Origin of the sequence: Streptococcus mitis (assembly GCF_047464035.1) — a bacterium.
GTDB classification, from domain to species: domain Bacteria; phylum Bacillota; class Bacilli; order Lactobacillales; family Streptococcaceae; genus Streptococcus; species Streptococcus mitis_DX.
Genome location: NZ_JASHCQ010000010.1, coordinates 16,725 through 28,844, shown reverse-complemented (window position 1 = coordinate 28,844; position 12,120 = coordinate 16,725). Strand labels below are relative to the sequence as shown.

At 38.2% G+C, this 12,120-nt stretch carries 9 protein-coding genes, 1 tRNA gene and 1 pseudogene; 8 read left to right on the top strand and 3 right to left on the bottom strand.

Annotated elements, in window-relative coordinates; genetic code table 11:
- Positions 1 to 11: 11 nt before the first annotated feature.
- Positions 12 to 82 (bottom strand) — tRNA-Cys (locus tag QM818_RS04800).
- A 161-nt stretch (positions 83 to 243) separates the two neighbouring features.
- Between QM818_RS04800 and QM818_RS04795 the strand changes: the two genes are divergently transcribed.
- The 5 genes from QM818_RS04795 (at position 244) to QM818_RS04775 (ending at position 6,734) form a co-directional block, all read left to right on the top strand.
- A complete protein-coding gene (locus tag QM818_RS04795; protein ID WP_414299982.1) occupies positions 244 to 2,232 on the top strand; it encodes a peptide ABC transporter substrate-binding protein in 1,989 nt (662 codons plus the stop codon).
- 66 nt (positions 2,233 to 2,298) lie between these two features.
- Positions 2,299 to 3,795: an ABC transporter permease gene (locus QM818_RS04790; protein WP_049486661.1), complete on the top strand. Its 1,497-nt coding sequence runs from the start codon at positions 2,299 to 2,301 to the stop codon at positions 3,793 to 3,795.
- Positions 3,795 to 4,721, top strand: coding sequence for an oligopeptide ABC transporter permease OppC (gene oppC / locus QM818_RS04785; protein WP_049486660.1), 927 nt, complete (start codon positions 3,795 to 3,797; stop codon positions 4,719 to 4,721). The genes QM818_RS04790 and oppC overlap by 1 nt, the downstream gene beginning before the upstream one ends.
- Before the next feature lie 8 nt (positions 4,722 to 4,729).
- The gene (locus tag QM818_RS04780) at positions 4,730 to 5,797 is read left to right on the top strand and encodes an ABC transporter ATP-binding protein (protein WP_247932239.1); all 1,068 of its coding nucleotides are present in this window, start codon (positions 4,730 to 4,732) and stop codon (positions 5,795 to 5,797) included.
- Between the two features lie 10 nt (positions 5,798 to 5,807).
- Complete coding sequence (locus tag QM818_RS04775; protein ID WP_001291284.1) at positions 5,808 to 6,734, top strand: ATP-binding cassette domain-containing protein; 927 nt, start codon at positions 5,808 to 5,810, stop codon at positions 6,732 to 6,734.
- Positions 6,735 to 7,173: 439 nt separating this feature from the next.
- Here the strand turns inward: QM818_RS04775 and QM818_RS04770 are convergent, their stop codons facing one another.
- Entirely contained in the window at positions 7,174 to 8,052 is an 879-nt protein-coding gene (locus QM818_RS04770) for a LysR family transcriptional regulator (RefSeq protein WP_414299981.1), read from the bottom strand.
- A 127-nt stretch (positions 8,053 to 8,179) separates the two neighbouring features.
- Entirely contained in the window at positions 8,180 to 8,530 is a 351-nt protein-coding gene (locus QM818_RS04765) for a helix-turn-helix domain-containing protein (protein WP_414299980.1), read from the bottom strand.
- Positions 8,531 to 8,802: 272 nt separating this feature from the next.
- Between QM818_RS04765 and QM818_RS04760 the strand changes: the two genes are divergently transcribed.
- From QM818_RS04760 to QM818_RS04750, 3 genes and pseudogenes are all read left to right on the top strand, one after another.
- On the top strand, positions 8,803 to 10,428 hold the full coding sequence (locus QM818_RS04760) for a malolactic enzyme (RefSeq protein WP_414299979.1): 1,626 nt from the start codon (positions 8,803 to 8,805) through the stop codon (positions 10,426 to 10,428).
- A gap of 202 nt (positions 10,429 to 10,630) precedes the next feature.
- Positions 10,631 to 10,750: pseudogene (locus tag QM818_RS04755) on the top strand (IS630 family transposase); the annotation flags it as partial.
- A gap of 391 nt (positions 10,751 to 11,141) precedes the next feature.
- A complete protein-coding gene (locus tag QM818_RS04750) occupies positions 11,142 to 12,119 on the top strand; it encodes an ABC transporter substrate-binding protein (protein WP_000869843.1) in 978 nt (325 codons plus the stop codon).
- Position 12,120: the final 1 nt, after the last annotated feature.

The window sequence follows — 12,120 nt, the reverse complement described above, 5'->3', positions numbered from 1 at the left end:
CAAGTTAAAGAAGGCGGTAGACGGATTTGAACCGACGATCAAGCTTTTGCAGAGCCGTGCCTTACCACTTGGCTATACCGCCTTAACGTTTATTATTATACCTTGAAAATGATTTTCAGTCAATAGCTTTTTCAGATTTTTTGTATCAATAAGCCTAAATATTCTGAAAATTCGTTTACTTTTCTTGAAATCTATGATATAATTGATGATAACCTATACTTTATTTATAAGAGGAGTAAATAAATGAAAAAAAGTCAAGTGCTTGCTGTAGCGGGAGCTACCTTATTAGCGTCAGGAGTTCTAGCTGCGTGTTCAAACACTAGTTCGAATAATGCTAAACTAGCAAAAGATTACCAATATGTTTATCAAACAGATCCAGAAACCTTGGATTATATCGTCAGCAATATCGATTCAACATCATTCGTCACAACAAATGCTGTAGATGGTTTGTTGGCTAATGATAAATATGGTAACTTGGTTCCTTCTATTGCTGAATCATGGACAGTTTCAAAAGATGGTTTGACTTATACCTATAAAATCCGTAAGGATGCTAAATGGGTTACAGCAGAGGGAGAAGAATACGCTCCTGTAACTGCTAAAGACTTCGTTACTGGTTTGAAACATGCCGTAGATGGAAAATCAAAAGGACTTTCAATCGTTAGCTCTTCTATTAAGGGATTAGAACCCTATATCAAGGGTGAAACAAGCGATTTTTCAACCGTTGGAGTAAAAGCGCTTGATGATCAAACACTAGAATATACCTTGAACCAGCCAGAAACTTTCTGGAATGACAAGACCACTAGTGGTGTTTTGATGCCGGTTAATGAAGAATTCTTAACTTCAAAAGGGGAAGGTTTTGGTGCCCCAACCGATGCTAACTCTATTCTTTATAACGGTCCATTTGTCTTAAAATCTGTAACTCCAAAATCATCTATCGAGATGGCTAAAAATGATGCTTACTGGGACAAAGAAAATGTAAAAATTGAGAACGTTAAGTTCACTTTCTGGGATGGTAAGGACCAAGATGTCATTGCCAAAGGTTTTGCTGATGGTCAATATAGCAAGGCTCGTATCTTCCCTACAAGTTCTACATATGAAAAATATGCAGCTGACTTTAAAGATAACATTTACTTTAATGAACCAGGAGCGGGTGTTGCAACTGTCAGCTTGAACTATGGCCGTACAACCTATAACCACACTGCCAAAACAAGTGATGCCCAAAAGACATCTACTCAGAAAGCATTGCTAAACAAGGAATTCCGTCAAGCCTTGAACTTTGCTGTCGATCGCAATTCTTATTCAGCTCAAACAAATGGTACTGATGGAGCTGCAGTAGCCATCCGTAATACATTTGCACCTTATAATCTTCAAGTTGGTAAGAAAACATTTGGTGAATTGGTACAAGATAGCTTGGCTAAGACAAATTCTTCTACTTGGTCAAACGTGTCTCTAGCAGATTCTCAAAATGGCCTTTACAATGAAGAAAAAGCGAAAGAAGTCTTTGCTAAAGCAAAATCAAGCCTACAAGCTGAAGGTGTTGAATTCCCAATCCACTTGGATGCCTTGGTTATCCAAGAATCAACAGCGGTTGTAAACCGTGTTCAATCATTGAAACAATCAATTGAAAAAGTATTGGGTTCAGATAATGTTGTTGTAGACTTACAACAAATGACTCAAGCAGAAGCTTTACCAATTTCATTTAGCGCTCCAACAGCTAAAGAGCAAGACTGGGATATCCATACCTTGCTAGGATGGAACCCTGACTATCAAGATCCTTCTACTTTCTTGGATCAATTCGTCCTTAAGGGAGGAAGCACTCGTCTTTACCTTGGTATTGACCAAAACACAGATGCATCAGTAGTAAGCAAACTTGGTTTAGCTGACTATGGAAAATTACTTGATGACGCAAACAGCGAAAACCAAGATGTTCAAAAACGTTATGAAAAATACGCGGTGGCACAAGCTTGGTTGACTGATAATGCTTTGACAATTCCAGTAATGGCTTCTCCTAAAGAAACAGCCGTTTCATATGTTTCAAAAGTTCTACCATTTAGCTCTTCATATTCAGTAGCCGGCCTTAAAGGTGAAAATTCAGGATACTTGAAGTACACTGAAGTTGGTGAAAAAGCAATCACCAAAGAAGAGTATGAAAAAGCTCGTGAAAAATGGTTGAAAGAAAAGACTGAGTCAAACGAGAAAGCTCAAAAAGAATTGGCAAGTCATGTGAAGTAAATAATTTTCAATAGAACTTTCTCTCCATGAGGAGAAGGTTCTTTTGGGATTTTTAAAGGAAATGATATGAAAAAATATATTTTTATGCGTGTTTTGCGGTCATTGGTTTCTATCTTCTTAGTAACAACCTTGACTTACACGATCATCTATACAATGGTTCCTCGAAAATTGATTTTCAAACAGGATACCAACTATAATAAGATTGCGACAACTGCTGATAAACGTGATAACTATGAGAATACTGTTTATGAGCGTATGGGCTATATCGAGTACTACGATACCAAAGAGTTGCAAGAAAAAGCTAGCCAGATGGATGCTTCTGTAACAGTTGAAGCCAATGACACCAACAAGGCTATCTATGAAAAATACATCAAACAAATCGGTCATGGTTGGACCCTGGGAGAATTTACTGAAAGTGGCCAATTCTACGCTACTCGTGAAATCCCGATTTTTGAACGTGTTTTCAAATTCTATGCTAACTTGATTGACATTGATCATACTAATAAAATTCAAGACCCTGAAAATCCAGACTTGAAACGTTACCTTCGTTTTGAAAATGATCCAGCTATCGGATGGTCCTTGGTTGGTTCAGGAACTAAACACAAATATCTCTTGTACTTCAACAGTCAGTTCCCATTTGTGCATCAAAACTTTGTGAACATTAATTTAGGTGACTCTTATCCAACCTATGCTAATAGCCCTGTTTTACAGGTTATTACTCAGGGTCAAGGGCAAACAAAAACATCTCAAGTTCAGTTCCCAACAGGTAAGAAAACTTCTTCTGTAAATATTTACTCAAGAACCTACAAGTCTCCTAGTCAGGCTGATTCACGTGAAGTAGCTAACTATGGGAAAGATGACCCATATACTGCTACTGAAAGCAACTACCAATATCCTTCTATGATTGCTAGCTCTGCAATCGTTGGATTGATCGGTTTGGTGATTTCTTATGCGATTGCCGTGCCACTTGGTTCAGCTATGGCTCGCTTCAAGAACACTTGGATTGATAGCTTCTCAACAGGGGCTTTGACCTTCTTGATGGCTCTTCCAACCATTGCTTTGGTTTACATTGTTCGTTTGATTGGATCATCAATTGGTCTTCCAGATTCATTCCCTATCTTGGGTGCTGGAGATTGGCGTTCGTATGTTTTACCAGCAGTTATCCTTGGTTTATTGGGTGCTCCTGGTACCGCTATTTGGATTCGTCGTTACATGATTGACTTGCAATCACAGGATTTTGTTCGTTTTGCTCGTGCAAAAGGTTTGTCTGAAAAAGAAATTTCAAACAAACACATCTTTAAAAATGCCATGGTTCCGCTGGTTTCAGGGATTCCTGGTGCTGTTATCGGGGTTATCGGTGGTGCAACCCTTACTGAAACAGTCTTCGCCTTCCCAGGTATGGGTAAAATGTTGATTGACTCTGTAAAAGCATCTAATAACTCTATGGTCGTAGGTCTTGTCTTCATCTTTACATGTATTTCTATCTTCTCACTTCTTTTGGGAGATATTTGGATGACTATTATTGACCCACGTATTAAATTGACTGAGAAAGGAGGCAAATAATGTCTACAATCGATAAAGAAAAATTTCAGTTTGTAAAACGTGACGATTTTGCCTCTGAAGCCATTGATGCGCCAGCTTATTCATACTGGGGTTCAGTGTTTAGACAATTTATGAAGAAGAAATCAACTGTAGTCATGTTGGGAATCTTGGTAGCTATCATTTTGATGAGTTTCATCTACCCAATGTTTTCTAAGTTTGATTTCAATGATGTCAGCAAAGTGAACGATTTTAGTGCTCGTTATATTAAGCCAAATGCTGAGCATTGGTTCGGTACTGACAGTAACGGTAAATCGCTCTTTGACGGTGTTTGGTTCGGAGCTCGTAACTCTATCCTCATTTCTGTGATTGCGACAGTGATTAACTTGGTTATCGGTGTCTTTGTCGGTGGTATTTGGGGAATTTCGAAATCAGTAGACCGTGTGATGATGGAAGTTTATAACGTCATCTCAAACATCCCATCTCTTTTGATTGTCATTGTCTTGACTTACTCAATCGGAGCTGGATTCTGGAATCTGATTTTTGCAATGAGTGTAACAACATGGATTGGGATTGCCTACTCAATTCGTATCCAAATCATGCGTTACCGTGACTTAGAGTACAACCTTGCTTCACGCACACTCGGAACTCCAACATACAAAATTGTCATTAAAAATATCATGCCACAATTGGTATCTGTTATTGTTACGACTACATCACAAATGCTTCCAGCATTTATCTCCTATGAAGCCTTTCTGTCATTCTTTGGACTTGGATTGCCTATTACAGTACCAAGTTTAGGTCGATTGATTTCAGATTATTCACAGAACGTAACAACAAATGCATACCTCTTCTGGATTCCATTGACAACTTTGGTCTTGGTATCCTTGTCACTTTTCGTAGTTGGTCAAAACCTAGCGGATGCTAGTGATCCACGTACACATAGATAGGAGTAGAAATGACAAAAGAAAAAAATGTAATTTTGACTGCTCGCGATATTGTCGTGGAATTTGACGTTCGTGACAAAGTATTGACAGCCATTCGCGGCGTTTCCCTTGAACTAGTTGAAGGAGAAGTATTAGCCTTGGTAGGTGAGTCAGGATCAGGGAAATCTGTTTTGACAAAGACTTTCACAGGTATGCTTGAAGAAAATGGTCGCATTGCCCAAGGAAGTATTGACTACCGTGGTCAGGATTTGACAGCCTTGTCTTCTCACAAGGATTGGGAACAAATTCGTGGTGCTAAGATTGCTACCATTTTCCAAGATCCGATGACGAGTCTGGACCCAATTAAAACAATTGGTAGTCAAATCACAGAAGTTATTGTGAAACACCAAGGTAAAACAGCCAAAGAAGCAAAAGAATTGGCGATAGATTACATGAATAAGGTTGGAATTCCAGAAGCGGAAAGACGTTTTGATGAATATCCCTTCCAATATTCTGGAGGTATGCGTCAGCGTATCGTTATTGCTATTGCCCTTGCCTGTCGTCCTGATGTTTTGATCTGTGATGAGCCAACAACGGCCTTGGACGTGACTATCCAAGCACAGATCATTGATTTGTTGAAATCTTTGCAAAATGAGTACCATTTCACAACAATCTTTATCACCCACGACCTTGGTGTGGTGGCAAGTATTGCAGATAAGGTAGCGGTTATGTATGCAGGAGAAATCGTTGAGTATGGAACTGTTGAGGAAGTCTTCTATGACCCTCGCCATCCATATACATGGAGTCTCTTGTCTAGCTTGCCTCAGCTTGCTGATGATAAAGGGGATCTTTACTCAATCCCAGGAACACCTCCGTCACTTTATACTGACCTGAAAGGTGATGCCTTTGCCTTGCGTTCTGACTATGCAATGCAGATTGACTTCGAACAAAAAGCTCCTCAATTCTCAGTATCAGAGACACATTGGGCTAAAACTTGGCTACTTCATGAGGATGCTCCAAAAGTAGAAAAACCAGCTGTGATTGCAAATCTCCATGATAAGATTCGTGAAAAAATGGGATTTGCCCATCTGGCTGACTAGGAGGAAGGAAATGTCTGAAAAATTAGTAGAAATCAAAGATTTAGAAATTTCCTTCGGTGAAGGAAGTAAGAAGTTTGTCGCAGTTAAAAATGCTAACTTCTTTATCAACAAGGGAGAAACTTTCTCGCTTGTAGGTGAGTCAGGTAGTGGGAAAACAACTATTGGTCGTGCCATCATCGGTCTTAATGATACAAGTAATGGGGATATCATTTTTGATGGTCAAAAGATTAATGGTAAGAAATCGCGTGAACAAGCTGCAGAATTGATTCGTCGTATCCAGATGATTTTTCAAGATCCTGCCGCAAGTTTGAATGAACGTGCGACTGTTGATTATATTATTTCTGAAGGTCTTTACAATCATCATCTGTTCAAGGATGAAGAAGAACGTAAAGAGAAAGTTAAAAATATTATCCGTGAAGTGGGGCTTCTTGCTGAGCACTTGACTCGTTACCCTCATGAATTCTCAGGTGGTCAACGTCAACGTATCGGTATTGCCCGTGCCTTGGTCATGCAACCAGACTTTGTTATTGCGGATGAGCCCATTTCAGCCTTGGACGTTTCTGTGCGTGCTCAAGTCTTGAACTTGCTCAAAAAATTCCAAAAAGAACTTGGTTTGACCTATCTCTTCATCGCCCATGACTTGTCTGTCGTTCGCTTTATTTCAGATCGTATCGCAGTTATTTACAAGGGTGTTATTGTAGAGGTTGCAGAAACAGAAGAATTGTTTAACAATCCAATTCACCCATATACTCAAGCCTTGCTTTCAGCGGTACCAATCCCAGATCCAATCTTGGAACGTAAGAAGGTCTTGAAAGTTTACGACCCAAGTCAACACGACTATGAGACTGATAAGCCATCTATGGTAGAAATCCGTCCAGGTCACTATGTTTGGGCTAACCAAGCCGAATTGGCGCGTTACCAACAAGGGTTAAACTAATAATGGTTTTATAATTTCCATAAAAATTGATATGGGAATTATAAACCTTTTTTGTTGGACTGATTTGAAAAAACTTTGAAAGAGTTTTCGAGAGAAATAGAATTCTTAGAAAATCATTGAATTATAGTGAGATGAAATAAAATCTTAACAACTTGATTAGGAAAGTCAAATTAATTTCTAGAAAAGTTATAGAAGTCGCGGCGTATTACTCTAGCTTCAATCTACTATAGTCTAATACTCTTCGAAAATATCTTCAAAGCACGTCAGCGTCGCCTTATCGTATATATGTGACTGACTTCGTCAGTCTTATCTATAACCTCAAAACAGTGTTTTGAGCAGCCTGCGGCTAGCTTCCTAGTTTGCTTTTTGATTTTCATTGAGTATAATATCTACAATGTAAAAAACTCTAGCTATCAGTTCATTGATAGTTAGAGTTTTTCTATTCATATGATTTAAGGAGTTTAAATAAGGCTTCTATTTCTGATGACGGTGTAGCTGATTTAAGGTAAGCGTAATAAACTGTAAAAGTTATCTTATCCTTCGGTATAAGAGGGATTTTTATTAAATCATCATCTTCATCAGAAAGTGCGATATCAGCCAGTAAACTAAGGCCAATCCCTTTCTTTAAAAGTTCTTTAAGAATGACAATATCATCCGTCTTAAAGAATATTTCTGCCTTGTTTTGATACTTTTGATTAAGTATTTCAAAAGCTTTCAGGTGAACAAAGTGTTCGTCTAAGAGTATAAAGGATTGATCTACTAATTCTTCAAAAGCGAGGGAAGGAACAGTGGCAAAAGGATGGTTCTTAGATAAAACGACATACAGTTCTTTATGAAATAGCTCGTGTGTCTCTATTGAAGGATAATTGAGAGGTTCAATTAAACCGAGTAGGCTTGCATTAAGGTCTCCCTTAAGGAGAAGGTTTAATAACTCTACGGAGCCACCGCGGATAGGGCGTATCTTTTTTAAAAAATCGAATTTATCTTTTTCGTTTAAGGCAGCAAAGAGATACTGAATGATAATAGGAGGGAATCCTACAGTAGAGTATTGTGCCAAGGAGCGATTAATTTCTTTGCGAGTAGAAATGACCTCAGGTAAAATCAGTTCTGTATGCTTTAGAAGGATTTGCCCTTGAGGAGTTAGCTTGAAGGAACGATGCGAGGGGTCATGGTGAATCAATTTGCAGTTAAAGGATTCCTCTAAGCGCTTGATAGCATAAGAAATAGATGGTTGGCTGACTTTATGTTGTTTTGCTACTTCCGTATAGGATTGAAGCTGGCAGAGGTCATAAAAATATTGTAGATCTTTTAAATTCATATGGGTTCACTTTCATTAGTTGGAGAAGGAAAATAAGTGGAAAACAGCAGATAAATAATTTTTATCCGTATCCTACAATTTGACTATACGAGTATTCACCAGTTAAAATGTAAGTGAGTCAGGGATCTCAAAGATTATCTAAGATACTCTCAAAAATGACCAACATTTTTTCTCGTTTATCAATAGGGAGCTGTTTAATCTTCATGTTGATTCTTTTGAGTGAAAGATTGTCACTCTTATCAGAGGTTGATTCAAGGCTATCAAAATTGAAAAATTCCTCTGGGGTCATTTCTAGGGCGTCAATCACTTTTTCAAGACTGTGAATGGTCAGATTCACATTTTGGTTTTCAAGTTGATTGATATACTTAAGCACGAGTCCTGCTTGTTCCGAAAGTTCTTCCTGGCACATTTTATTCTGTGTTCGAAAATATTTCACTTTTTGGGAAATATATTGTTGTAAATAGTTTTTAGTTGTCATATAAATAGAATACAAGTTTTATATGACAAAAAACACCTTAAAAAATACAAAGTATTACATAACATACCTAGATGATATTTATTTTAATTAGGATTGTCAATTTGTATGATTGGTTTATTTTACTCGAAACTTTTAGTAAAGAGAGATCATCGAGAGTTTGATGAGTTCAGAAATTTATAACATATGCGTATACAATTGTATTATTTAAACAACAACGTTTTACGAACAATTCGTTTCATGTGGTATAATATAAGTAAAAAGGAGCTTGCACTATGACTGCACATGATATTTTAAACAATCCTTTCCTCAATAAAGGTACTGCCTTTACCTTAGAGGAGCGAAAGGAACTAGGCCTTATTGGTTTACTGCCACCGTATGTTCAAACGATTGAAGAACAAGCGGCGCAAACTTATGCACAAATGCAAACAAAAGCCAATGATTTGGAAAAACGTCTTTTTCTAATGGAAATTTTTAATACCAACAGGACTCTTTTCTATTACCTCTTTTCTCAACATTTGAAAGAATTCAATCCAATTGTATATGATCCAACCATTGCAGATACGATTGAAGGCTATAGTGATCTTTTTGTAGATCCCCAATATGCGGGATATCTTGATATTAATCATCCTGAAAATATTGAAGCTACTTTGAAAAACGCTGCCGGGGGTCGCGAGATTCGTCTCATTGTTGTAACAGATGCAGAAGGAATCCTTGGAATTGGCGACTGGGGAACAAATGGTGTCGATATTTCTGTTGGGAAATTGATGGTCTATACGGGTGCTGCTGGAATCGATCCTTCGATGGTCCTTCCTTTAGTCATTGATGCTGGGACTAACCGTGAAGAACTTCGTAACAATCCTAATTACTTAGGAAATCGTCACGAACGGGTCCGCGGAGATCGTTACTACGACTTCATTGACCAATTTGTTCAAACAGCAGAACGTCTCTTTCCTAAACTCTACCTTCACTGGGAAGACTTCGGCCGCTTGAATGCTGCCAATATTCTTGAAAAATACCGGAAACAAATTCCGACCTTTAATGATGATATTCAAGGTACAGGAATCGTTACCTTGGGTGGTATCTTTGGTTCACTGGATATTAGTGGTGAAAAATTAACAGATCAAGTTTATCTCTGCTATGGTGGTGGTACTGCGGGCGCAGGAATTGCCGCTCGTGTTCTTCGTGAAATGGTGAGTGAAGGTCTTTCTGAAGAAGAAGCCTATAAACGTTTCTTTATGGTTGATAAACAAGGTCTTCTCTTTGATGACATGGATGACCTAACTCCTGAACAAAAACCGTTTGCTAAGAAACGTGCTGACTTTAGTAATGCAGACAAGTTGACTGACCTGCTTGAAGTAGTGAAGACTGTGAAGCCAACCATTCTTGTAGGAACTTCAACTCAACCTAATACCTTCACTAAAGAAATAGTAGAGGCTATGTGTGAAAACACAGAGCGTCCGATGATTTTCCCTTTGTCAAATCCAACCAAACTAGCAGAAGCTAGTGCCAAAGATTTGATTGAATGGTCAGATGGCAAAGCTTTTGTCGCAACAGGAATTCCTGCTGATACAGTTTCTTATAAAGGTGTCGACTATGTGATTGGTCAAGCCAATAATGCATTGATTTACCCAGGTCTTGGTCTAGGTATGCTGGCTTCTGAAGCAAGTCTTTTGACTGATGAAATGATTGGAGCAGCAGCTCATTCATTGAGTGGTATTGTCAATCCAGGCCAACCAGGAGCTCCTGTCTTGCCACCATTCAAGTATGTAGCAGATGTTTCTATTAAAGTAGCAGAAGCAGTCGCTAAAAAAGCACAAGAGCAAGGTCTTGCGCGTGCTAAGGAAACAGATATGGCTAAAGCAGTTCGTGATTTGAAGTGGTATCCAGAGTATAAATAATTCATTTCTGTTGCCTATCCTCGGGATACTTGGCTTATTTTGGATATGTTAGCAATCTACAGAGTTGATAACCGAAAAGTAAAGAGATTGTCGTATTGACTATTGGTTTTAAACAGTATAAAATAACTGTCGATTTTTTGTCCGACTGCCAAGAGTCAGTTTAATACTATACTAAAATCAAAACGCATTATATAATAGTGATATGAAATCAACCAAAGAAGAAATACAAGCCATCAAAACACTTTTAAAAAACTCTAGTACAACTGAATACCATAAAAGTCTTCAAATCGTTCTATTTTGTCTAATGGGCAAATCTTTGAAATTATCCTAAAAGAATTGAAAGAATTATGAAAGAATTTTCGAAAAATTTTAAAAAATTCTGAAATATTCTTGACAGGTGATGAAAAAGGTGGTAAGATAGGAAACATCAAAAAAGAAAGCAGAAAAAGAAATGAATAAGAGACAAGCTGTAACGATGAATCAAAACTTTTACTTTAGCTACTTTAGATAGTGTTTGTAGACATGTCACCATGGATGCAAACAGTTCAAGCAATTTGTTTGTATCTATGTGGCTAAGATTTTTGATTGTGGTCCATATAGATGAATATCTAAATGGACTAGCTAAGTTGTAACTTGTTAGATTATTTCAAGCATCCGTTTAGATAGTATCTAGGCGGTTTTTTGTTTTATCTTTTCTGAGAAGGAGTTTCATTATGAAAGTTGTTCGAAAATTACTAGCCCCCCTCTTGGTAGTGGGGATCCTCTTGACCTCTCTGATCAGTTTGCATCAGTTGAAGGCAGATAAGAAAAAAGATGTATTTCGTATCGGTATTTCACAATTTATTACCCACCAGTCTCTAGACGCTACCAGAGAAGGCTTTGTGGATGAGCTGGCCAAGCAAGGCTATGTTGAAGGGAAAAATATCGAGATTGATTTGCAAAATGCACAGGGAGAACAACGAAATCTTAAAACGATTTCCCAGCAACTAGCAGAATCTAGTGATGTCGTTCTAGCTATTGCAACGCCTTCTGCTCAGAGCTTGGCCAATACAACACAAACGACACCTGTTATCTTTTCAGCGGTAACAGATCCTGTCAGTTCCAAGTTGGTTGAGTCAAGAGAGCATCCTGGGGGCAATGTGACTGGGACAAGTGACCAGTCATCAGATGCCATTTCAACCCAAATCAATTTGATAAAGAAAGTGTTGCCAAAAGCTAAAACAATTGGAATTCTTTATACTCAGAGCGAGCCAAACTCAGTTGTCCAAAAGGATGAAGCTAAGCGTCTTCTGGAAGAAAAAGGCTTTACCGTTGTTGAAAAAACAATCTTGGACAGTAACAACGTCAAGGCGGCAGCAGAGAGTTTGATGGCAGAGGTGGATATGGTTTTTGTCCCAACGGATAATATCATTTCGTCAACCATGGAAACAGTTAAGCAGGTTTCTATTAAACACAAGGTTCCAGTATTCGGTGGTTCAACAGAAATGATTGCTGTTGGTGGCTTGTATAACTACGGAACCAATTATGAAGAATTAGGAAGACAGACAGCTCGCATGTTGATTCGTGTCTTAAAAGGTGAGAAGCCAGAAAATATAGCAGTTGAGTTGCCTGAAAAACTGGAATTGCATACCAATCAAGAAATGGCAGATGCATTGGGAATTGATATTAGTAAGTTAGAAGGCAAGGAATAAG